Source organism: Thalassospira australica (assembly GCF_000763295.1).
Lineage (GTDB): Bacteria > Pseudomonadota > Alphaproteobacteria > Rhodospirillales > Thalassospiraceae > Thalassospira > Thalassospira australica.
On the sequence record NZ_JRJE01000031.1, the window covers coordinates 552,332 to 573,332 of the forward strand.

The 21,001-nt window shown below is 54.0% G+C and carries 24 protein-coding genes; 8 read left to right on the top strand and 16 right to left on the bottom strand.

Going from position 1 to position 21,001, the window contains the following annotated elements; translation table 11 throughout:
• Positions 1 to 106 precede the first annotated feature (106 nt).
• Complete coding sequence (locus JF44_RS0115720; RefSeq protein ID WP_052065988.1) at positions 107 to 331, bottom strand: YgaP family membrane protein; 225 nt, start codon at positions 329 to 331, stop codon at positions 107 to 109.
• A 174-nt stretch (positions 332 to 505) separates the two neighbouring features.
• On the opposite strand from JF44_RS0115720, the gene JF44_RS0115725 reads away from it, so the two are divergent.
• Together JF44_RS0115725 and JF44_RS0115730 are read left to right on the top strand one after the other, a co-directional pair.
• A complete protein-coding gene (locus tag JF44_RS0115725) occupies positions 506 to 1,228 on the top strand; it encodes a TenA family protein (RefSeq protein ID WP_052065968.1) in 723 nt (240 codons plus the stop codon).
• Positions 1,228 to 1,710, top strand: a complete 483-nt coding sequence (locus JF44_RS0115730) for a GNAT family N-acetyltransferase (RefSeq protein WP_081944466.1) — start codon at positions 1,228 to 1,230, stop codon at positions 1,708 to 1,710. The genes JF44_RS0115725 and JF44_RS0115730 overlap by 1 nt, the downstream gene beginning before the upstream one ends.
• A 43-nt stretch (positions 1,711 to 1,753) precedes the next feature.
• Here the strand turns inward: JF44_RS0115730 and pcaB are convergent, their stop codons facing one another.
• From pcaB to pcaD, 8 genes are all read right to left on the bottom strand, one after another.
• Positions 1,754 to 3,091 (bottom strand): 3-carboxy-cis,cis-muconate cycloisomerase, encoded by a 1,338-nt coding sequence (pcaB, locus tag JF44_RS0115735; protein WP_033069876.1) that lies wholly within the window; start codon positions 3,089 to 3,091, stop codon positions 1,754 to 1,756.
• A 144-nt stretch (positions 3,092 to 3,235) separates the two neighbouring features.
• Positions 3,236 to 4,441, bottom strand: a complete 1,206-nt coding sequence (gene pcaF, locus JF44_RS0115740; RefSeq protein ID WP_033069877.1) for a 3-oxoadipyl-CoA thiolase — start codon at positions 4,439 to 4,441, stop codon at positions 3,236 to 3,238.
• A 23-nt stretch (positions 4,442 to 4,464) separates the two neighbouring features.
• Positions 4,465 to 5,238 (bottom strand): CoA-transferase subunit beta, encoded by a 774-nt coding sequence (locus tag JF44_RS0115745; RefSeq protein WP_033069878.1) that lies wholly within the window; start codon positions 5,236 to 5,238, stop codon positions 4,465 to 4,467.
• 14 nt (positions 5,239 to 5,252) lie between these two features.
• Positions 5,253 to 6,107 (bottom strand): CoA transferase subunit A, encoded by an 855-nt coding sequence (locus JF44_RS0115750; protein ID WP_033069879.1) that lies wholly within the window; start codon positions 6,105 to 6,107, stop codon positions 5,253 to 5,255.
• Between the two features lie 135 nt (positions 6,108 to 6,242).
• Positions 6,243 to 6,830: a protocatechuate 3,4-dioxygenase subunit alpha gene (gene pcaG / locus JF44_RS0115755; RefSeq protein ID WP_033069880.1), complete on the bottom strand. Its 588-nt coding sequence runs from the start codon at positions 6,828 to 6,830 to the stop codon at positions 6,243 to 6,245.
• Positions 6,831 to 6,833: 3 nt separating this feature from the next.
• The gene (gene pcaH, locus JF44_RS0115760) at positions 6,834 to 7,535 is read right to left on the bottom strand and encodes a protocatechuate 3,4-dioxygenase subunit beta (protein WP_033069881.1); all 702 of its coding nucleotides are present in this window, start codon (positions 7,533 to 7,535) and stop codon (positions 6,834 to 6,836) included.
• Between the two features lie 5 nt (positions 7,536 to 7,540).
• Positions 7,541 to 7,933 carry a 4-carboxymuconolactone decarboxylase gene (gene pcaC / locus JF44_RS0115765; protein WP_033069882.1) on the bottom strand — a complete coding sequence of 131 codons (393 nt, stop codon included), beginning with the start codon at positions 7,931 to 7,933 and terminating at the stop codon, positions 7,541 to 7,543.
• Entirely contained in the window at positions 7,926 to 8,726 is an 801-nt protein-coding gene (gene pcaD / locus JF44_RS0115770) for a 3-oxoadipate enol-lactonase (protein ID WP_033069883.1), read from the bottom strand. Before pcaD ends, pcaC begins: the two co-directional genes overlap by 8 nt.
• 148 nt (positions 8,727 to 8,874) lie before the next feature.
• On the opposite strand from pcaD, the gene pcaQ reads away from it, so the two are divergent.
• The 5 genes from pcaQ to JF44_RS0115795 all read left to right on the top strand — a co-directional run bounded on the left by pcaQ (position 8,875) and on the right by JF44_RS0115795 (position 14,089).
• Positions 8,875 to 9,816, top strand: a complete 942-nt coding sequence (gene pcaQ / locus JF44_RS0115775; protein ID WP_033069884.1) for a pca operon transcription factor PcaQ — start codon at positions 8,875 to 8,877, stop codon at positions 9,814 to 9,816.
• A gap of 227 nt (positions 9,817 to 10,043) precedes the next feature.
• The gene (locus JF44_RS0115780) at positions 10,044 to 11,075 is read left to right on the top strand and encodes a TRAP transporter substrate-binding protein (RefSeq protein ID WP_033069885.1); all 1,032 of its coding nucleotides are present in this window, start codon (positions 10,044 to 10,046) and stop codon (positions 11,073 to 11,075) included.
• A gap of 81 nt (positions 11,076 to 11,156) precedes the next feature.
• Complete coding sequence (locus JF44_RS0115785) at positions 11,157 to 11,654, top strand: TRAP transporter small permease (protein WP_033069886.1); 498 nt, start codon at positions 11,157 to 11,159, stop codon at positions 11,652 to 11,654.
• Positions 11,647 to 13,038, top strand: coding sequence for a TRAP transporter large permease (locus JF44_RS0115790; protein WP_033069887.1), 1,392 nt, complete (start codon positions 11,647 to 11,649; stop codon positions 13,036 to 13,038). Before JF44_RS0115785 ends, JF44_RS0115790 begins: the two co-directional genes overlap by 8 nt.
• A 112-nt stretch (positions 13,039 to 13,150) precedes the next feature.
• A complete protein-coding gene (locus JF44_RS0115795) occupies positions 13,151 to 14,089 on the top strand; it encodes a helix-turn-helix domain-containing protein (RefSeq protein WP_033070018.1) in 939 nt (312 codons plus the stop codon).
• Here JF44_RS0115795 and JF44_RS0115800 read toward each other — a convergent pair.
• From JF44_RS0115800 to JF44_RS0115815, 4 genes are all read right to left on the bottom strand, one after another.
• Positions 14,086 to 14,577 (bottom strand): GNAT family N-acetyltransferase, encoded by a 492-nt coding sequence (locus JF44_RS0115800; RefSeq protein WP_033069888.1) that lies wholly within the window; start codon positions 14,575 to 14,577, stop codon positions 14,086 to 14,088. The genes JF44_RS0115795 and JF44_RS0115800 overlap by 4 nt on opposite strands.
• A gap of 11 nt (positions 14,578 to 14,588) precedes the next feature.
• Positions 14,589 to 15,434, bottom strand: a complete 846-nt coding sequence (locus tag JF44_RS0115805; protein WP_033069889.1) for an ABC transporter permease — start codon at positions 15,432 to 15,434, stop codon at positions 14,589 to 14,591.
• Positions 15,424 to 16,197 carry an ABC transporter ATP-binding protein gene (locus JF44_RS0115810; RefSeq protein ID WP_033069890.1) on the bottom strand — a complete coding sequence of 258 codons (774 nt, stop codon included), beginning with the start codon at positions 16,195 to 16,197 and terminating at the stop codon, positions 15,424 to 15,426. Before JF44_RS0115810 ends, JF44_RS0115805 begins: the two co-directional genes overlap by 11 nt.
• Positions 16,198 to 16,305: 108 nt before the next feature.
• Positions 16,306 to 17,367, bottom strand: coding sequence for an ABC transporter substrate-binding protein (locus tag JF44_RS0115815; RefSeq protein ID WP_052065971.1), 1,062 nt, complete (start codon positions 17,365 to 17,367; stop codon positions 16,306 to 16,308).
• Positions 17,368 to 17,739: 372 nt separating this feature from the next.
• Here JF44_RS0115815 and JF44_RS0115820 point away from each other — a divergent pair, with 372 nt between their 5' ends.
• On the top strand, positions 17,740 to 18,966 hold the full coding sequence (locus tag JF44_RS0115820; protein WP_033069891.1) for a TIGR03862 family flavoprotein: 1,227 nt from the start codon (positions 17,740 to 17,742) through the stop codon (positions 18,964 to 18,966).
• Between the two features lie 6 nt (positions 18,967 to 18,972).
• On the opposite strand, the gene JF44_RS0115825 is transcribed toward JF44_RS0115820, so the two are convergent.
• The 3 genes from JF44_RS0115825 to JF44_RS0115835 all read right to left on the bottom strand — a co-directional run bounded on the left by JF44_RS0115825 (position 18,973) and on the right by JF44_RS0115835 (position 20,978).
• A complete protein-coding gene (locus tag JF44_RS0115825) occupies positions 18,973 to 19,854 on the bottom strand; it encodes an FRG domain-containing protein (protein ID WP_033069892.1) in 882 nt (293 codons plus the stop codon).
• 115 nt (positions 19,855 to 19,969) lie between these two features.
• Positions 19,970 to 20,803 carry a Fic family protein gene (locus tag JF44_RS0115830; protein WP_052065973.1) on the bottom strand — a complete coding sequence of 278 codons (834 nt, stop codon included), beginning with the start codon at positions 20,801 to 20,803 and terminating at the stop codon, positions 19,970 to 19,972.
• Positions 20,784 to 20,978 (bottom strand): antitoxin VbhA family protein, encoded by a 195-nt coding sequence (locus tag JF44_RS0115835; protein WP_033069893.1) that lies wholly within the window; start codon positions 20,976 to 20,978, stop codon positions 20,784 to 20,786. The genes JF44_RS0115830 and JF44_RS0115835 overlap by 20 nt, the downstream gene beginning before the upstream one ends.
• Positions 20,979 to 21,001 lie beyond the last annotated feature (23 nt).

Consider the following 21,001-nt stretch of genomic DNA (forward strand, 5'->3'; position numbering starts at 1 on the left):
GCACGTGTCAGCTTGGATTCACACCATAGCCGACAGTGCGACAGATACCAGCACAACGTTTCGAAAATGCGTACACACGCAAAACGCCGTTAGAGTGCCTCAGAACCTACCTGGAAATCCGGCAGGTCCGGATCCCGAACACGTGATAAAGCGGACAGAACCGCAATGCTGCGGTTGCAAGCATCACAACACCGGCCACAAGCATCACCCAACCATAGACACCAAATGCCATGGCACCGTCTTCGGGCATTGCCATTACAAAAGGCAAAACCAACAAAACAACACCGGCACACGCCCGAAAAATCCGATCAACAAGTCCGACATTTGCCATGATTTCCTCCATGAGCAATTGCAACGAAGACATTACATGAATACATTATTATTTATTGTTTTAAATTGATCAGCATCAATCGAACTGCAATTTTTCAAACCGGCACATGGGTTCTTGCCCTTGTCCTGATCGCATGTAAAAAGACTGCAAATCAAAGACATCAGGAAACATGCCATGACAACTGACATTCAAAACCCTGTCCCTGATTTTTCTGCATGGAAACAATCCAATCCTGACCGGGGGTTTTCTGATTGGCTGAAGGCATGTGTTGCCGCCGACTGGCATCGCGTCACCCATCACCCCTTTACCGATGCATGGGGACAGGCTGCCTTGCCCAGACGTAATCTTGAAAACTATCTTATTCAGGATCATCGGTTTATTGACCGGTTTGTTGCGCTTTTGGCCGCTGCGGTTTCGCGGGCCCCTTCGCTAAAGGATCGTATTCCCGGTTGTCAGTTTCTGGCCCTTTTGACCGGTGCAGAGAACACCTATTTTGAACGATCTTTTGCGGCACTAGAAGTCAGCGAAACCGAGCGCTCCAATCAACCCGACTGGCCTGCCACATCAAAATTCAAACAGTTGATGAAAGACGCCAGCGAAGGCAACAGCTATGCCGATATGCTTGCCGTTCTGGCCGTTGCCGAGGGGACGTATCTTGGCTGGGCGGACAGGGTTGATCGTGGGCTTGCAAAGCGTCCGGATGATTTCTGGTATTGGGAATGGATTGAACTGCATGTCGGCGACTATTTCGAAAGTGTCGTCGCTTATCTCAATGGGCAACTTGATCAGGTCGGCCCCGACCTTTCGGATCGCGAACGCGAAAGCTGCCTGTCCTATTTCAAACGTGCAACAGAACTTGAAGTCATGTTCTTTGATACGGCATGGAGCGCACAATAATGATCACCATCCGCCCATTCCGCGCACCGGATGCCGCGTCAATGTCAGATATTTATCGTCGCTCCGTCACGGAACTGGGGCCTCGTGCCTATGGCCCGCAACAGGTCGCCGTCTGGGCCAGCCTTAAGCCAAGCCCCGAAAGACTTGTCGAAGTCATGAATGACGGCCGCCACTGCCTTGTTGCCGTCAATAACCAAGATCAGGTCATGGCATTTGGCGATATCGAGTGCGATGGTCACATCGAATATCTTTATGCATCACCCGACATTGCCGGAACCGGCGTTGTCGCGCAGCTTTATGACGCCCTTGAGAACGCGGCAAAGGCCAAAAATATCGCCAAGCTCTATTCCGAGGCCAGCGAGCTTGCCAAGTCCTTCTTGCTCAAGCGGGGGTTTTCGGTGGTCGAGCGTCGCGATTTCGAAGTCAATGGCGTCCCGATCCACAATTTTGCCGTCGAAAAGCGCCTGCGCAAAGCAAGTTGACGCATCCGCAACCAAGGTTTCCCAACTGCGGATTTGCTGATGATTATTCCCGCAACCCGCGCTTTGCCGCGCCCAGAACCCGGTCAACAAAGACATCGGCCTGCCCGATATAATTGACCGGGTCACGCACATATTCCCAATCAACAGGGGCATCGGTCAATTTTGGCAATTCGTCAAAAAGGTTCGAATGGTTCGCAGCCGATTTGGCCACCGCGTCCTTGACCAATTTGTCTGCATCATCCCGACCAACATGATCTGCCAGTGCGAATGTTGCCGCCTCAGCCAGCATCGCGCCACGCGACAGTCCAAGGTTTTGGGCCATCCGATCGGTATTGATCTTGAGATCAGGCACCACATCAACCGCCTGCGCCAATGCGGTTCCTGCGGCCATGATGATCTGCGGCAAAGTCAGCCATTCCAGAAGCCAACTTGATCCATCGCGTTCATGGTCATGTAATTGCGCCTGCGCGAATGTGCCAAGCTGTCCTGCGTTAAAGCGGGCCAGGGTCACCAACATTTCTGCCTGCACCGGATTTGATTTATGCGGCATCGTCGATGAACCACCGCCCTTACCCGGTTGAACTTCGGCGATTTCCGATTGCGCCAGCAACACCAGATCCTGCCCCATTTTCCCAAGCGCCCCGGTCAGGGCAGTTAACTGGCTTGCAAAGTCAACAAGAACGTCGCGCTGGGTATGCCAGGGCATATCTGCCAACGGAAGTTCAAGTTCCTCAGCCAGATTGCCTTCGACCTCTGCTGCCTTGGCCCCGATGGAGGCAAGCGTTCCTGCGGCACCGCCAAAAGAAACACGCAATAGTTCAGCCGACAGGTTTTCGATCCGGCGATCAATCCGCACAAGTGGTGCAAGCCACCCGGCAGCCTTCAGGCCAAAGGTGGTCGGCACCGCCTGCTGTGAGCGTGTCCGCCCGATCATCACTGTTTTACGGTGTGTATCGGCGTGTACTGACAAGGATTTTGCAAGCTTGCGAATGCGGCGGCGTATGATGCTGATCGCTTCACGCAGGCGCAAAACCAGTGCCGTATCAATAACATCCTGACTGGTCGCACCGAAATGTACGAAACGTGCATCGTCTCCGCCAATTTCCGCCTTAAGCGCCTTGACCAGTGCAGGAACCGGGACACCCGCACTTGCGGTGCCCGCAGCAAGACTTGCCGGATCGGGGGCAAAGTCGCGGCAAACTTCGGCAATGCGCACGGCACTTTCATTCGGGATGACGCCTGCGTTCGCCTCGGCCGCGGCAAGGGCCGATTCAAATAGAAGCATCGAGGCAATCTGCGCCTTGTCATCAAACAGGGCGGCAATTTCCGGATCGGAAAACAAATTGCCAAGCAAAGCGGAATCAAAAGGCGAAACGGTCATAAGGCGTCATCCACCATTCAAACAGGTGTAAAATCAATCAACTTAGTGTCGCGCCAGCGACCATGTTGGTCAATAACGCAAAAAGAAGCCCCTGCCCGACAATCGGCACAGGGGCACCTTTTAAAGATCAATCAGCCATCCGGCTCAAACAGCTTCAAGCGCAATCGCGATGCCTTGACCAACACCAATGCACATGGTTGCCAATGCACGTTTGCCACCCGTCCGTTTAAGCTGAAGGGCTGCAGTCCCGGCGATACGTGCGCCTGACATGCCCAACGGATGTCCAAGGGCAATCGCGCCACCATTCGGGTTCACGCGTGCATCATCATCGGCAATGCCAAGATCACGCAATGTTGCCAGACCTTGGGATGCGAATGCTTCGTTCAGTTCGATTACATCAAGCTGTTCGGTTGACCAGCCAAGACGTGCCAGCAGCTTTTTGCTTGCCGGTGCCGGGCCAAAGCCCATGATGCGCGGTGCAACACCTGCTGTTGCCCCGCCGACAACCCTGGCAATCGGGGTCAGGCCATATTTCTTGACTGCGGCTTCGGATGCCACGATCAGGGCAGCAGCTCCGTCATTGACACCCGATGCGTTCCCCGCCGTCACCGATCCGCCTTCGCGGAACGGCGTCGGCAGTTTGGCAAGTTTTTCGGCTGTGGTGCCCGGACGCGGATGTTCATCCTTGTCCACGACAATGGCATCGCCTTTGCGCTGCGGAATGGTAACCGGGGTGATTTCCTGGGCCAGATTACCGTTTTCCTGTGCGGCAACCGCCTTGTCCTGGGACCGGGCGGCAAAGGCATCTTGATCTTCGCGCGAGATTTTAAAATCTTCTGCAACATTTTCGCCGGTTTCGGGCATGGAATCCACGCCGTACTGCTTTTTCATCACCGGGTTCACAAAACGCCAGCCAATCGTGGTGTCATAGATTTCCGCATTGCGCGAAAAGGCCGACGTCGCCTTTGGCATGACAAACGGTGCGCGTGACATGCTTTCAACGCCACCGGCAATCATCACATCAGCTTCGCCCGACTTGATGGCGCGAGCAGCAATAATGATCGCATCCATACCCGACCCGCACAGGCGGTTGACCGTCGTGCCGGTCACGGTTTCGGGCAGACCGGCCAGAAGCGATGACATACGTGCAACGTTGCGGTTGTCTTCGCCAGCCTGATTGGCACAGCCAAAAATAATGTCATCAACAGCAGCAAAATCCAGATCCGGATTGCGCCCCATCAGCGCCTTGAGCGGCACCGCACCAAGATCATCGGCGCGCACCTGCGACAGGCTGCCACCAAATCGGCCAATCGGGGTACGGATATAATCGCAAATATATGCGTCAGCCATTTCCAAAGTCCTTGTAATTATGCTTACTGCTGGTCGCCGTGGGCCTTGGCAGTCCGTTCGTGCAATGCACGAAGAACTTTCAATTCCTCTTCGGACGGGATCGCAGTCTCTGCGACTTCGTCGGCAAACTCAACATCCCAACCGGTATTTTCGATGATTTCCTCGCGGGTGACCCCCGGATGGATCGAGGTAACAATAAATTGCTTGCCGACCGGATGGGGTTCCATGATGCAAAGATCGGTGATCAGGCGCGATGGGCCTTTGGTATCAACACCATAGGATGCGCGGTCCTCGCCACCCTTGCCATGACCAAGCGATGTCACGAAATCGATCTTGTTAACAAAGCCACGTTTGCTTTGTTTCATCACAAGGAAAACTTCACCACAGCTTGTTGCGATTTCCGGCGCACCGCCACCGCCCGGAAGCCGGACTTTGGGGTTGTCATAATCGCCAATCACCGTGGTGTTGATATTGCCATATTTATCAAGCTGGGCCGCACCAAGGAAGCCAACGGAAATCTTGCCGCCCTGCAGCCAGTAGCGGAACATTTCCGGCACGGCCACAGTGTTGACAGCTGTTTCGCAAAGTTCGCCATCCCCGATCGACAACGGCAGAACGTCCGGCTTGGTGCCAATCGTGCCACTTTCATAAATCAGGGTGATCTCAGGTGCATGTGTCAGGCGCGCCAGATTGCAGGCGGCTGACGGCATACCGATACCAACAAAGCACACATCGTCGTTTTTAAGCGCGCGTGCAGCGGATACCGTCATCATTTCAGTCGGGGTATATTCAACCATGATCTTTTCTCCGCTTAGCCTTTGTTTGCGTCACGTTTGGCGGCAAAATCTTCGGGACCGCCTTTGATGACATGTTCTTCAAGCCAGGCCTGGAATGCTTCGCGATCGCGGGCAATCGGGTCCCACGCCTTATAGAATGCATTGTCACGGCTGTAATACCCTTGCGCGTAGGACGGATGCGCCCCGCCCGGAATCTCAACAATCGCCGTCACGGCCCAGTTCGGTAGCATCACAGCATTTGGCGAAACATCACCAAAATCATCGACGATTTCTTCGACGGTGATGATGGATTTTTTCGCTGCCAGAACGGCTTCTTTCTGAACGCCAACGATGCCTTCAAACAGGATGTCGCCCTTTTTGTTGGCCTTTTGGGCGTGGACCACGGTGACATCCGGGCGGATGGCCGGAACCGCGGCCAGGCTTTCGCCAGTAAACGGGCATTCGATGAATTTGATGTTCGGGTTCACACGCGGCAATTCTGCCCCGCGATAACCTTTAAACACCGCACAAGGCAGGCCAGCCGCCCCGGCGTCATAGGCATTTGCCATCGCCGCATGGCTGTGTTCTTCGATCTCAAGCTTGGTCGGCCAGCCTTTTTCATAGGCATCGCGCAAACGGTGCAGCGAACCGACACCGGGGTTCCCACCCCAGGAAAATACAAGCTTTTTCGCACAGCCTGCACCGATAAGCTGATCATAGATCATATCCGGGGTCATACGGATAAGCGTCAGATCCTTGATGCCCTGACGGATGATCTCATGCCCGGCGGCATGCGGAATAAGATGAGTGAAGCCTTCCATCGAAATGGTGTCGCCATCCTTGACGCAGGATGCGACCGCCTCTTTAAGCGACATGAAACGTGCAACCACGGTGAACTCCTGTGGTATTAATCCAAAAGATTAAAAATGCGGGGCATCAGCCCCGACAGCGCGGGAAAAAGTATCGATGGCTGCGACCGCCGGCTTTCCCCAAAGCAGCGGACGCAGCCATCGGACCAGACCGACTTACACGTCAAAGAACACGGTTTCCGCGTCCCCCTGCATGTGAATGTCAATCCGGTATTCAATCCCCGTGGGGGTTTCGACACGCTTGGCGATCAAGGTGTCGCGGCGATCTGCCGGAACCGACTGCAGGACGTCGTCCTTGCCATTCTGTTCGGCTTCGTCGTCAAAATAGAAACGGGTAAAGGCATGCACCAACATGCCGCGCATAAAGACGATCACATTCACAAAGGGTGCACCGGCATCTTCGACCACGCCGGGTTTGACCGTATCAAACCAGAACCGGTTCTTGGCATCGGTGCCTGTTCCGCAACGGCCAAGGCCACGAAAACCGGTATCGGCGACATCGACAGGCTTGTCGTTGTAAACGCCATTGGCATCGGCCTGCCAGATTTCGATCATCGCGTCATTGACGGCATTGCCTTCACCGTCAAAAACAGTCCCGGTAATGCGAATGTGCTCGCCCGCAGCATCCGGGCCAGCAACGGTCGGATCAGCGATATCGGTAAAGTCATATGCGTATTGGCCTGCGGTCAAGCCATAGGCGAAATACGGGCCAACCGTCTGTGAGGGGGTTTCACCATATGCCATAACTTAATTCTCCATCGGGGTGCCGTTGCGTCCACGCAGGACAATGTCGAACTGATAACCCAGCGCGAAGCCTTCTTCGGTCTTGTCGATCGAGAATTTGGCAATCAACCGTTCGCGGGCGACCAGGTCCTCTGTCCCCAGGAAGATCGGGTCAAGCTCAAGCAGCGGGTCCCCCGGAAAATACATCTGGGTCACCAGGCGGGTGGCAAATCCCGGACCAAACAGCGACAGATGAATATGGTTCGGACGCCAGGCATTGAAATGATTGCCCCACGGGTAGGCCCCCGGCTTGATGGTATAGAATGTGTAATTGCCATTCTCATCGGTCATGCAACGGCCCGACCCGCGAAAGTTCGGATCAAGGGGCGCTTCGTGCTGATCGACCTTGTGAACATATCGACCTGCCGCATTCGCCTGCCAGATTTCAACAAGAATGTTGGGCTGCGGGCGGCCATCGGTATCAAGAACACGACCATGCACCACAATGCGTTCACCAAGCGGTTCTCCGTTTGTGATGCCGTTCTTCGTCAAATCGAAATCAAGTTCACGCACAGTTGCCGGAGCAAAGCGCGGGCCAGTACCCTCGGTCAGGCCGGATTTGATGGCAAGTGCGGGGCGGGACGGACCGCGCGAAATGGTCGATTTGTAACCGGGTGCGATAAACGGGGCGTGGGAACCCCAGTCACGCGGCTTGAAGGTGGACATGTGACTTACTCTCCCAAAGATGCCGCATCGATCTCGGCATAGGTTTGTTTGGCAATGCGGAATGCCGTATTGGCGGCGGGAACGCCGGCGTAGACCGCAACATGCATCAGGGTTTCACGAATATCATCGCGTGTTGCCCCGGTATTAAGAGTGGCGCGGATATGCATGGCGAGTTCTTCTTCGTGACCAAGGCCCGCAAGCAGCGCGATGGTCACAATCGAACGTTCACGCTTGGTGAACTTTTCACTCGTCCAGACACCGTTCCAGACATTTTCGGTGATATAGCGCTGAAAACCTTCGTCGATTTCCGTAACGTTTTTCGATGCACGATCCACATGCGCATCGCCCAGAACGGAACGGCGGGTTTTCATACCAATGTCATACCGGCTCTCAGACAAGGTTCTTCTCCTTGGTAAATCGGTCGATCAACCGGGTCAGCAATTCCGGGGCTTCGATACAAGGCAAATGCCCGACCCCGTCAATTAATTCGAATTCGGCATTGGGGATCATGCTTGCCGTTTCACGCACCACGTCGGGCGGCGTCGCAAGATCTTCGGATCCACAAATACATAATGTCGGAACAGCAATTTTTCCGGCCACGTCGCGCAGATCACCATCGCGCAGTGCAATGCAGGTGCCGATATACCCCTCGGCTGTGGTGCGCACCAGCATGTCGCGATACATCGCGGTTTCAAGTGGCCGCTCGGCACGGAATGTTGGCGACAACCATCGTTCCATGATCGCATCGCCCATCGATGCGATCCCGTCAGCCTTGATTGCCTCGATCCGGGTGTTCCAGCCCTCGTAGTCACCAAGCTTGGCAGCCGTATCACACAGGATCAGTCCACGGACACGTCCGGGCACCAATTCTGTAACCTTTTGGGCGATCAACCCGCCAACAGACAGGCCACACAGGATCACCTCGTTCAGACCAAGGAAATCTAGCAATCCAATCAGATCATTGGCATGCAGCGACACATCAAAGGGCGCATCACCAATACCCGACAGCCCATGGCCGCGCTTGTCATAGGTAACGATATTGAATCGTGACGAAAGCGCACTGACAACATCGTCCCAGATGCGCAGATCCGTTCCCAACGAATTTGCAAAGACCAATGCCGGACCTTTTTTGGAGCCGGACTGGCTGTAATGGATATGTGTCCCGTTGATCGGGGCGACTTGTAGACTCATGTCGTTTCCACCCTGCTTATTTAACCAAACATTCGCAGATGCTTTTGGTTATGTAAAATGAGGAATTGCGTATTTCGCATAACTGTATAATTATATTTGAGATCAGGACCCATAAGCTTTATTCTACATCGTTGCATCGTAGGGACGCATGCTTGATCAACGCATCAAATTCCGCCATCTGACCTGTTTTCTTGAGGTTGCGCGCCAACGAAGTGTCGTCAAAGCTGCCGACACCTTGTCAATCACCCAGCCCGCCGTTTCCAAAACCATTCGCGAACTTGAAGAACATCTCGATGCGCGTCTGTTTGACCGATCAAAACGCGGCGTGACCCTGACCGATTTCGGCAAGGTCTTTCTGCGCTATGCCGGGGCAAGTGTGACAGCCCTGCGCCAGGGTGTTGATAGCATCAGTCAGGTCCGCATGCAGGGCGGTCTTTCGATCAACCTTGGTGTCTTGCCAACGGTTGCCGCCAGCGTCATGCCAAGTGCCATCCGCCGTTTCAAGGCACTCAGTCCCGACACCACTGTAAAAGTGGTTGCCGGACCAAACGTGATGCTGATGGGGCAATTACGTGTGGGCGAGCTTGATCTGGTCGTCGGGCGGCTTGCCGAACCTGATCAAATGTCTGGCCTGTCCTTTATACATTTATATTCCGAACATATTTCGCTGGTCGCGCGTCCGGGTCACCCGTTGCTGGCAGACAAGAACCCGGACATCACTCGTATTCGTGAATTTACGGTGCTGGTACCGCCCAAACACGCCATCATTCACCCAACCGTCGACAAGATGCTGATTGCGCACGGCATTGGTGCCCTACCCGACCGGATCGAAACGGTATCGACATCGTTTGGCCGTGCCTTTACCCGCGAAACAGATGCGATCTGGATCATCTCAAACGGGGCCGTTGCATCTGACATCGCAGAAGGCCATCTTGTCGAATTACCAATTGATACAAGTGACACATTTGGCCCTGTTGGCCTGACGACGCGGATTGATTCCCCCATATCCCCGCCGGTAGAGATGCTGATCAATGCTGTCCGCGAAGAAGCGACACATCACCATGCCCCTCATTCTGGCGTCAAAACATAATCGTTTGGTTATGGATATGTGCTTACATATCATTATACATAACCATCTCATGCCGATTAGATTGACTCCAATATGGTATGGCAGGATTGCGTTAAACGCAGGCTGATCCAGAAACAAGATCAAAAACAATAACAAAATTATTGGAAAACTTCGTACGCTAGTTACGGGATCGTGGCTGAAACGTTTGCAAGCGCACAAAGCGCGACAGGACGTTCAAAGGAGGAAGAATGAAACATATCACCAAATTGCTTGCGGGTGCTGCTGTTGCGACGATGGTGTCGTTTGGCGCACATGCACAGGAAGTCACCCTGACCGTTCACCATTTCCTGGGCCCGAAAGCACCGGCCCAGTCGAAAATGATCGAACCATGGGCGAAAAAAATCGAAGAAGAATCAAACGGTCGCATCAAGTTTGAAATCTTCCCGTCCATGTCGCTTGGCGGCAATCCGCCGGAACTTTACCGTCAGGTCCGCGATGGCGTGGCAGACATTGTCTGGACCCTTCCGGGCTATACCCCGGGTGTGTTCCCGCGTATCGAAGTTTTTGAACTTCCCGGTGTTCATCTTGGTGATGCACGCGCAACCAACCTTGCGATGTGGGACCTTAAAGACGCATTCGCCGAAGACCTTGAAGACATCCACCCGCTGGCGGTTCACGTCCATGCCGGTCAGGCAATCCACCTGACCGAAAAAGAAGTCCGGACCGTGGATGACGTTAAAGGCCTGAAACTGCGCACCCCGACCCGTACCGGTTCCTGGGTGATTGAATCCTGGGGCGCGGAGCCGGTTGGCATGCCGGTCCCGGCCCTGCCGCAGGCAATGTCGCTTGGCGTTGTCGACGGCGGTCTGGTGCCGTTCGAAGTTGTTCCGCCGCTGAAACTGGCTGAGCTGATTTCGTACTCTGTTGAAGGCGAAGGCGTAAATTCGCGCTTTGGCACCTCGACCTTCCTGTTCGCAATGAACAAGGATCGTTACGAGAGCCTGCCTGATGACCTGAAAGAAATCATCGACCGCAACTCCGGTCAGGACTTCGCAGCAGAAATCGGCGATGTTTTCAACGGTGTTGAAGAAGTCGGCAAGCGCATGGTCAACGAAGGCAAAGGCCAGGTCGTTCAGATCACCGCTGAAGAAAAAGCAACCTTCGACGATGCAGCTGCATCGGTTGTTGATCGCTGGATCGAAGAATCCAAATCAAACGGCATTGACGGTGCGAAACTGGTGGAAGACGCCAAAGCAGCCGTTCAGGCCCACACCAAGTAACTTTTCAAGGTTACTGGTAAATCTTGTAGGGTCACGTATCATGCCGATACGTGACCCTGTTTTTCCCGCTAGGTTAGACAAATGAAAAACGTGCTCTACAAGGCTGCATCCTGGCTCGCCGTTGCCGGTGGCATGCTTGCCCTGCTGATTGCCGTTGTAACGATCGTCAACGTTACCGCCTTTGGCCTGGATAAGATTGCCCGACTGTTCGACGCCAATGTCCCGGCCATTATTGGCTATGAGGACTTTGTCAGCATGATCGTAAGTTCGGCTGCCCTGATGTTCTTCCCCTACTGTCAGGTAAAACGCGGACATGTCGCGGTAGATGTCTTCATCAAAATGTTTCCGGCGTGGTTTTCGCGTTGGGTTGATGTGATTTCGGGCATTTGCATGACTGCTTTGGCGCTGTTCCTTGGTTACATGATGGTTCATGGCCTGATCGAGGTTCGAAGCGACAACACCCTTTCCGCAATCCTCGGCTGGCAAATCTGGCCGTTCTATCTTCCGGGCATCATTTCGATGTTCCTCTGGGCTGCGATTGCCGGAAGTCAGATTTTCGAAAGAGAGGCCGATGTCTGAGCGTGAATTGATCGGCCTTGGTGGCCTTGCCCTTCTCTTTGTTATTCTTGCACTGCGCGTGCCGGTTGGCCTTGCCATGGTTGGCGTCGGGATCGGCGGCAACTATGTGCTGAGCATCTTCTTCCCGTTCCTGCGCTTTGATCCCTATCTGCAGCAGTTCAAATCCCTGTTTTACGGGATTGTGTCGAACTATGAGCTCTCTGTCGTTCCGCTGTTTGTTCTGATGGGGTATCTCGCCAGTCAGGCCAATCTGTCACGCGATCTGTTTCAGGGGGTGAATGCCCTTCTCGGGCGTTTTCGTGGTGGTGTTGCCATGGCCGCAATTGGCGCCTGTGCCGGGTTTGGCGCGGTCTGCGGATCGTCGCTTGCGACCGCATCGACCATGGGCAAGGTGGCCCTGCCGGAACTTGATCGCCTGAAATATTCGCCGCGCCTTGCCACCGGTACGCTGGCTGCGGGCGGCACGCTTGGCATTCTGATCCCGCCATCGGTTGCGCTTGTGATCTATGCGGTCACGGTTGAAGCATCGATCATTCAGATGTTTCAGGCGGCCATCATTCCTGGCCTGATTGCTGTTGTGTTCTTTATGGGGGTGATTGCCATTCAGGTGCGCCTCAATCCGTCCTTGGCGCCAAAACCCGAACCGATGCCCGCAGCCGAGCGTAAGGAAGCATTGATGCGCCTGATCCCGGTGATGGTGATCTTTGGATCGATCATCCTTGGTCTGGGGGCTGGCCTGTTCACCCCGACCCCGGCTGCCGGTGTGGGCGTGTTCGCCATTCTGGTTTACGGCGCTTATATGCGCTGGAAAGGCAAAGGCGGCCTGACATGGTCGGGTTTGCGCAGGTCGCTCAAGGACACGGCGATTACGTCTTCGATGATTTTCTTCATCCTTTTGGGTGCGGAAATCCTCAAAGGCTTCTTTAGCCGTGCGAACCTTCCGGCCTATATGGCAGAAGCCGCAGCGACCAGTGGTCTTGATCCCTGGCTGATCATGGTTCTGATGCTGCTCGCCCTGATCCTTTTGGGCTGCTTCATGGAAAGCCTGTCGATGATCGTGGTGGTGATCCCGTTCTTCTGGCCGGCCCTTGTTGATATCAATGGGGGTGACTGGGCAACGGCAGCAACAGCGGCCTATGGCATGGGGACCGAAGACCTTAAAATCTGGTTTGGTATCCTGGCCCTGATTGTCGTGGAGTTAGGGTTGATCACGCCGCCGGTGGGACTGAACGTCTTTATCATCAACGCCCTTGCCAAGGGTGTGCCGATGAGCCAGACGTTCCGGGGTGTCATGCCATTCTTCGGGGCCGAGATTGTCCGTATTCTGCTGTTGATCTTTGTCCCGATACTCACATTGTTTGTGCCATCGATATTGGGCGGTTAGCCCCATAACAGCCAATTGACAAAGCCCGCCATCTCCGATGGCGGGCTTTTCTTTTGATCGCCTGTCAAACGCGCTAGACTGCGCAAATCGAAACCCCGATATCAAGAAGCCCATGCGCAACAGCATCCCGATCTATAAGCTTTATGGTGAAAGCGACGCTGCCCTTCGGCCCGCGATGGGGGATCGGACCGGCACCGACCCGCAACCGGTCACCGAACCGGAATTTTTCCATCTTGAAAGCATTCCGGAACGCTCGCGCTTGCATGATTTGCATATCAAGCCGCACCGTCATACCAACCTGTTTCAATTGCTTTATATCACCCGTGGTCAGGCCGATATCAGCTTTGATGATCAACACCTGACCATGCAGGCCGGTCAATTGATCACGGTGCCACCGGGCACTGTGCACGGTTTTAAGTTCAGTGATGATATTGATGGCTGGGTGATATCGCTGACCGACCATCACCTGCGTGAAATTCTTGAACCTGCGCCCAAATTGCTTGCCCGTCTGGATCACGCGATATGCGTTGATACGCGCCACCCATCCGGCGACCCCGGCGATGACGCGCCCAATCCGGGCGATTTCCTGATTTCGCAACTGGTGCAGGAATACTACAGCCACAATACCGGGCGGCTGTTTGCCCTGCGTCATATTCTGGGATTGTTGCTGCTCGATATCGGGCGCAGCGCCCCACAGGGCAAGACGGGGCGTCTGTCCCGCCAGGAACGGAAAACCGATAAATTCCGCAAGTTTCAAACGCTGGTCGAAACGTTTTACAAGCAGCATAAATCGCTTGAGTTCTATGCCCGCGAAATTGGTGTGACCACCACACAGCTCAACCGCATTGCCAAGGACATCTATGGCATGACCGCAAGCGAGGTGGTGCAAAACCGCCTGATGCTGGAAGCCAAGCGCACCCTGATCTATACCGACATCGCCATTCAACAGATCGCCGATGAACTGGGCTTTCGCGATGCCGGATATTTTTCACGTTTCTTTGCCAAAAAGACCGGGATATCCCCGGCCCGCTTCAGACAAGACAACCGTTAGTCCTCTGGTCTGCGCAGGCGATCAAGCTTCAGCCACATGCGCACCTGATCAACGACCTTGTCCGACCGGGTTTTCCAGCCCTTAGCAATGAAAAGTTCCTCGCCGAAACCAAGGCTGCGATAAAGTGCCATCGCAGCCTCGTTGCCATCAACGACATGCAGCCAAAGCTTTTCATAGCGTGGCGTTTTCGCACATTTCCTTGCCAATGCATCAAGCGCCGCCTTGCCATATCCGCGCCCGCGTTCAAACACACCGAATTCATCAAGTTTGGGGTATTTGGTCGCCATTTCGGTCATAAAGGCATACGCAACAGCACGCCCGTCAACCCGAAACACCCAAAGAGCCGTATCCGGCGATCCGGCAAGGGCCGCCTCCAAATCCGCATCCGGCACACGCGCGATCTTGTCATAGAAGGCCTCGTCTTCCATCATCGCAACGATGCGCGGCAGTTCGTCTTGTGCCGGGATATCCCAGGTTCCGTTCATCATCGCTGGCCTTCTTATCGCCATGCCAGCAACCAGCGATCCAGCCGCCCCAGAAGCCACGAAACACACAAGCCCAAAAGCGACAAGACCACCACACCGGCAATCAACTGATCGGTCTGATACAGGTTCCCGGCGGCCAAGATCAGCGCGCCGATGCCATATTGCGCCCCGATCATTTCAGCAGCGATCAGCAGGATAATTGCAATAGACGACGAAATGCGAAAACCCGACAGGATGGTTGGAAGCGCACCGGGCAGGATGATTTTGCGAATAACCGATGTCATCGGCATGTCAAAGCTTTGCCCCATGCGGATCAGGTTGCGCTGGACATTATCGACCCCGCCAAACGTGTTGATCACGGTCGGGAAGAATACGCCAAAGGCAATGGTGGCGAATTTGGAAGGTTCGCCAATGCCAAACCAGATGATGAAAAGCGGCAAGAGTGCGATTTTCGGGATCGGGAACAGTGCCGAGACCAATGCCACACCGGGCGAGCGCGCCCAGGTAAACATGCCAACCAGAAAACCAACAATCAGACCAGCGACCGTTCCCATAATCCAGCCGCCGACAAGGCGCTGCAACGACGCGCCAAGATGACGCCAAAGATCACCCGATATAATCAACTGCCAAAGCGCCTTGGCCACCGCAACCGGACTTGGCATCGCGAGTTCGGAAATAAATCCGGTACTCGATCCAAGTTGCCAAAGCGCGATGACGGCAATGAAGCTTCCCCACGCGGCAACCGGATTGGCCTTGGGGTTAAAGCCCGTGGCACGGAAACGGACTTTATTTTCCGTGTTTTCCGTGCTTTCCCGATTTTTCATATTGGTCGGAGCATTTTTTGAAACATCACGCGACATTTTCAAGCTCCTTGTCCGCAGCAATCGCTTCATCACGAATAAGGTTCCACAAGGCCTGTTCGTGGGCAACAAGTTCTGGCATGCCCTCAGCCCGATCCTTGATCGGGATATCGATGCTATGGATTTCCTTGATCGTGCCCGGACGACGGCGCAAGGCCACCACCCGATGCGCCAGACGCACCGCTTCGTTCAGGTTATGAGTCACATACACCGCCGTCATGCCGGTGCGTGCAAACAGATCGGCAAATTCATCGAGAAGCAAAATGCGTGTCTGCGCATCAAGGGCCGATAACGGTTCATCCATCAAAAGTACGGCCGGACGCACCGCAAGCGCGCGCGCAATGCCAACACGCTGTTTCATGCCACCTGACAATTGTTTGGGATAGGCATTGGCAAAATCCGAAAGATTGGTTTGCGCCAGCACCTCGGCAATGCGGGCATCGCGTTCGGCCTTGGTCAGCGGATGGTCTTCAAGAACAAGGCTGATATTGCCTGCAACCGTGCGCCAGGGCAGCAATGCGAAATCCTGAAACACATACGTCAGCGGGTTCAGGCACCCTTCGGGCTTTGCCTGATCATCAATCAGGACGTCCCCCTGACTGGGCGCAAGCATTCCGCCAATGATCGACAACAACGTGGATTTGCCACAGCCCGAAGGCCCGATCAGGGCTACGACCTCGCCCGGTTCAATTGCAAGATCAATGTCGCGCAATGCCTCGACCTGATCGTAATGATGGCTGACATTCTGAATGGTAAGCCGCATGGCCAACTCTTGATTAATTAAAAAATACGGGGCGCTTGGGAAAACAGTTTATCAATGACAACCGGGCCGAAAGGCGGTCTTTCGGCCCGGTCGGAAAATCACATCAGCTTATTGGCCCAGCGGGGCGATGAAGCTGGTATCGATGAAGTCATCCGGGTTGGCACTGTCAGAAACATAGCCGCGTTCCTGATACCATTTGACCTGCTGCTTGACGTCTTCGACATCAAGCTTGCCTTCTTCGGTAATGAACATCGCGCCATTGCGGATTTTCGGATAGGCCTTCTCGGCGGGCTGATCGCTGTAGACATATTTGTGCACGATCTCGAGAATTTCGTCGGTGGTATCGCTTTCGATCAGATTGCCATCACCATCGGTTGCCAACAGGGCCGCACGGTAATCGGCCACACCCTTTTGATAGGCGCGCACGAATTTTTCGACCACATCGCGGCGTTCTTCGACATTGCGGCTTGAAGTAAACAAACCACCCACCTGATAGGGCACGTAATCCTTGACCCAGCCGATGATATGCGCGGCACCCGCGTTATTTAGCGGCTTGGCGATATGCGGGACGATGATCATGCTATCGACCTGCCCGCTTTTAAGCGCGCCGATCATGTTGGGAACCGACTGAAGCGGTTTCAGCTCCATTGTTTCGATATCAACACCGGCTTTCTCGGCCACATTGCCGATCATGTAATGGAAGCTCGATCCCACCTGCGACAGCGCAAAGCTGTGCCCGCCAAGCTTGTCGACCGACGTCAAACCGGCTTCATATGCCTTGTTCGATGCCAAAATCGCCGAACCGTCGTAACCGACATCTTCATGAAGCTGCGCGCCAATCACCTTAAGCGCGCCCTTACCCGCAAGGTTAAAGAACCCACCCGTAAAGGCCGTCACGCCAAAATCGGCATCACCCGATGCAATCGCCACTGCGACCGGCTGTGCGGAACGGAAAAACGTCAATTCCGCATCAAGCTCTTCGGCCTCGAAATATCCCTTTTCCTTGGCAATAAACAGCGGGGAGCTTGACACGAATGTCAGGGCGGCGATGTTGATTTTCTCTGCCGCATGGGCAACGCCCGCACCAAAAACAGCCGCGCCAACCGCGATTGCCAGAACCGAACGACGCGCAGCCTTGCCCGCCCCCGTCACCAGATCATAAGAACGCATGTTTCCTCCTCAGGGTCTTTTTTTCGATCAATTATCTGTTCCTCAATCTGGTAGCCGAATTGCCTGCAAATTGCCAATGTTTAGCGCCAAACACACGCAGATTGGCGGCTTTTGCCCCAAACAGGCAAACAGCACGAAACGATCTTTCGCCTGTTGGTGGAACCTTTGGCACCAGCCCCCCGCTTTCGCGGGAATGACGGAACCAAACGGCAAACGGATCGCATCGTCATCCCCGCGCAGAGCCTGTGCCCGCGAAGGCGGGTACGGGGACCTTGCGCGGCATCCTCCACCGCAAACCACCGCACAAATTGCCACCCCCTGCGAAACACGATAAAACCGCCACAGTAACTTAACCCCGTCACAAGGCCGAACATGCCCCACCCTGCAGACACCACCGCCGCACTTGCTGCCCGCCCCACTCCCAATGGCAAAACTGCCATGGTGATCGGCGCGGGTCCGGCCGGATTGATGGCGGCTGAACGCCTTGCCGGTGATGGATATGCGGTGACGATCTATGAAGGCATGCCAAGTGCCGGGCGGAAGTTCCTGATGGCCGGGAAATCGGGACTCAACATCACGCACAGCGAAGATCTGGAAACGTTTCTCACGCGCTATGGCGCATCCCGCGCACGCCTCGAACCACACCTGCGCAAATTCGGCCCCGATCAAATCCGGCAATGGTGCGCGGGGCTGGGCGTGGAAACCTTTGTCGGATCATCGGGCCGGGTATTTCCGACCGCGATGAAGGCAAGCCCGCTTTTGCGCGCCTGGCTTAGGCGGCTTGATGATCTGGGCTGTAAAATCCATTACCGCCATTACTGGACCGGCTGGAACGACGCCGATCAGGCCGTTTTCAAAACCCCGGATGGCGAAATTACCGCCACCGCCAACATCACCGTGCTGGCCTTGGGCGGCGGAAGCTGGAAACGGCTGGGCTCAGACGGCAAATGGATGGAAATCCTTACCAATGCCGGGATCAAATGCACCCCGTTCAAACCGGCCAATTGCGGCTTTGAGATTAACTGGACCGACCACCTGATCAATAAATGCGCCGGACAACCCGTCAAGGCCGTGACGCTTGCCTGTGGCACCCAAACCGTGCGCGGCGAGTTCGTCATTTCCAAAACCGGCATCGAAGGCAGTGCGGTCTACGCCATCTCGGCAACCCTCCGCGACCAGTGGCTTGAAACCGGTGTCGGCACCCTCACCCTCGACCTCTGCCCCGACCGCACACTTGAAGACGTCACCAAGCGCCTGTCAAAGCCACGCGGCAAAAACTCACTCGGCAATCACCTCCGCAAAACCCTAGGCCTTGATGCCACCAAAACGGCCCTTATTTTCGAAGTCACCCCGCGCGAAACCCTGAACGATCCGGCCCAACTCGCCACCGCCATCAAAAACCTGGAACTCCAAATCAAAAAGCCCCGTCCACTGGACGAGGCCATCAGCACCGCAGGCGGTGTCGCCTGGGAAGAACTCGATGAGAATTTCCAACTCATCAAACGCCCGGGCACCTACTGCCTCGGCGAAATGGTCGATTGGGAAGCGCCGACGGGGGGGTATTTGTTAAGTGGGTGTCTATTAAAAACATGTAGATAAGAACAACTATTTTTTTCTATATCGATCAGCAACAAATGCAGCAGCTCTATCAATTTCCGGAAACAAGAAAGCATCGTTAACTCCCAACTTATCCAAATCCTCCCGTATTTTGGTTTTATTAGAATGTGGTATGCGAAAGAAGCCAGTTTTCATTCTAGGGAAAACAGTACTAAAATTTGTTGTGCTCAGCCCTAGAATTATAAAGCCCCCTGATTGCGCGATTATTCTCCGATTATTTTTCTTTGGGATTACATAGTAAGCTTTTGTCAGGTCATCCATATTGATGAGATTGCGGAAGTAAGGTTTCTCAGCTCTAATAAATTGAACCAACTGATCCACATCTCGTTCTTCTCGATATTCTTCAAGTTCAGATTTTGAGTATGTTTCCAGAGCTGTAACTATGTTCTCTTTTCTGTAGGAAGTTAAGTTTGACAAATTCGCCAGCACACTGACACTGTCACTATCATAGTATTTTTCAAGTTTGTCTGATCCAGACATTGCAAACAATGCACCATCCCGGGGGACTGCTTGGTTGGAATTTGGTAGCTTTTCATGGTGGTCTTCGGACGCAAAATACAAAGCGATTAGAAAATTCAGCGTTACGTCAAGTAATCTCGTAGGGAGTCCATAGTGCTGCAGCCTCACCAACTTATCTAACATAGTCTCATCATTATGAAACTCTTGTGGATGAGCAGAAATCACATCCCTAATCATTGAGTGTTCATATCTCTTCCATCTTGAGCTCCGAAATAATTTTGGCTCAAGTTTCCATCTATAGTTGGCCTGACCTCGGAAAGCTGTGAACTGCCTGGGGTGATCACTGATTTTTACACGCGCAGACACAGCGTCAGCAAGGCTTGTAATTTTTCCAATCTCTCTCAATTGCATAATGACTCTTTCGTATAGCTCGATAATTATCTAGAAAGTACAAGAGTGTTATTTCTACCCAAAGATGAAGGATAAAGAGCAAGGGACAGATTTATTTTCCACTCACCAAGTAAGATCACTCTTGCGACCAAACCTCCAATTCATCCGCATCCACCTTGAAGACGGACGCAATTTTCGTCGCCAGTTTTTTTGACAGCGGGCGAGCGCCACGTTCGATGGCAGCAATATAGGTTCCGGTCACGCCAACTTGCGCCCCCAAGGCGTCCTGAGTCATATCGTAATGCTCGCGATAGACCCGCACCGGGTTTTCGCCTGCACTGAGGCGATGGATCACGGCGGCAGGAAAGCCAACGCTATCAAGGCTTCTATACAGCAACGCCGATAAAGGCAGGTGATCGCCGTTATAGGCGGCAATAGATGCCTCAACGAGTTCCGTCCGCTCTACTCTGTCCCACCGCAAAACATGCCCGGCACGCCATGCCAATTGACCGACATATTCCCGAAGTGTGCGCCCATTTCCGTCGCGAAACGGATGCAATACGTTCCATTCCCCCATGTAATACCCGGCACGGTCACAGAACGTCTTCGGGTCAGAACCAAGCAAGAAATTTTCTTTCTCAAGCCCCGCAACAAGTTTATCGGCCTCACGCGCAATAAAACCGAAATTGGCAAACCGTGTTGCGCCCTTGGCAAGGTCGACCGTTCTCAATTCCCCAGCCCAGCCATAAACATCGCCAAACAAGTGCCGGTGAATGGCCTGCATATGCGCAAGCGAAAACCGCACCACGCCTTCAAACCGATCAGACATGCCGGATAATTCAATCGTCCGCGCCGCAACAAAAGCGGCCTCGACCTGATCAAGTTCAGCCTGCTTGGTCAGGCCAAGCCTGTTTCTGAGGATATTGGAAACGGGGTCAAGATAATGATCGTCAAGACTGTACTTCGACACGTTTTGTCCTGTGTTGCAGGCGTGCAAGAACGTCGGAAATCTCAAGCTTCCCTTGGGCAAAGCGTTCCAAATCTGCCAGTGTCTCGCGATCCGGGGCGATGCTTTCAAGATGCTGGCTGGCAATCGCGCTTGCGACGTTACGTTTGCGATCCGCTATCTGCTGTTTCGTCACCATGGGTAGATCCCTTTGAAATACAG

Bases quoted from the DNA above. Each gene is read 5' to 3' on its own strand.
- JF44_RS0115810 (WP_033069890.1), bottom strand. From the start codon at position 16,197: ATGCGGCTTACCATTCAGAATGTCAGCCATCATTACGATCAGGTCGAG.
- pcaF (WP_033069877.1), bottom strand. From the start codon at position 4,441: ATGGCTGACGCATATATTTGCGATTATATCCGTACCCCGATTGGCCGA.
- pcaB (WP_033069876.1), bottom strand. From the start codon at position 3,091: ATGACCGTTTCGCCTTTTGATTCCGCTTTGCTTGGCAATTTGTTTTCC.
- JF44_RS0115815 (WP_052065971.1), bottom strand. From the start codon at position 17,367: ATGCGTTCTTATGATCTGGTGACGGGGGCGGGCAAGGCTGCGCGTCGT.
- JF44_RS0115785 (WP_033069886.1), top strand. From the start codon at position 11,157: ATGAAAAACGTGCTCTACAAGGCTGCATCCTGGCTCGCCGTTGCCGGT.
- JF44_RS0115825 (WP_033069892.1), bottom strand. From the start codon at position 19,854: ATGCAATTGAGAGAGATTGGAAAAATTACAAGCCTTGCTGACGCTGTG.
- JF44_RS0115820 (WP_033069891.1), top strand. From the start codon at position 17,740: ATGCCCCACCCTGCAGACACCACCGCCGCACTTGCTGCCCGCCCCACT.
- JF44_RS0115780 (WP_033069885.1), top strand. From the start codon at position 10,044: ATGAAACATATCACCAAATTGCTTGCGGGTGCTGCTGTTGCGACGATG.
- JF44_RS0115800 (WP_033069888.1), bottom strand. From the start codon at position 14,577: ATGATGAACGGAACCTGGGATATCCCGGCACAAGACGAACTGCCGCGC.
- JF44_RS0115745 (WP_033069878.1), bottom strand. From the start codon at position 5,238: ATGGTTGAATATACCCCGACTGAAATGATGACGGTATCCGCTGCACGC.
- pcaH (WP_033069881.1), bottom strand. From the start codon at position 7,535: ATGTCCACCTTCAAGCCGCGTGACTGGGGTTCCCACGCCCCGTTTATC.
- JF44_RS0115835 (WP_033069893.1), bottom strand. From the start codon at position 20,978: ATGGTGACGAAACAGCAGATAGCGGATCGCAAACGTAACGTCGCAAGC.
- JF44_RS0115725 (WP_052065968.1), top strand. From the start codon at position 506: ATGACAACTGACATTCAAAACCCTGTCCCTGATTTTTCTGCATGGAAA.
- JF44_RS0115720 (WP_052065988.1), bottom strand. From the start codon at position 331: ATGGCAAATGTCGGACTTGTTGATCGGATTTTTCGGGCGTGTGCCGGT.
- pcaD (WP_033069883.1), bottom strand. From the start codon at position 8,726: ATGAGTCTACAAGTCGCCCCGATCAACGGGACACATATCCATTACAGC.
- pcaQ (WP_033069884.1), top strand. From the start codon at position 8,875: ATGCTTGATCAACGCATCAAATTCCGCCATCTGACCTGTTTTCTTGAG.
- JF44_RS0115790 (WP_033069887.1), top strand. From the start codon at position 11,647: ATGTCTGAGCGTGAATTGATCGGCCTTGGTGGCCTTGCCCTTCTCTTT.
- pcaG (WP_033069880.1), bottom strand. From the start codon at position 6,830: ATGGCATATGGTGAAACCCCCTCACAGACGGTTGGCCCGTATTTCGCC.
- JF44_RS0115805 (WP_033069889.1), bottom strand. From the start codon at position 15,434: ATGTCGCGTGATGTTTCAAAAAATGCTCCGACCAATATGAAAAATCGG.
- JF44_RS0115730 (WP_081944466.1), top strand. From the start codon at position 1,228: ATGATCACCATCCGCCCATTCCGCGCACCGGATGCCGCGTCAATGTCA.
- JF44_RS0115795 (WP_033070018.1), top strand. From the start codon at position 13,151: ATGCGCAACAGCATCCCGATCTATAAGCTTTATGGTGAAAGCGACGCT.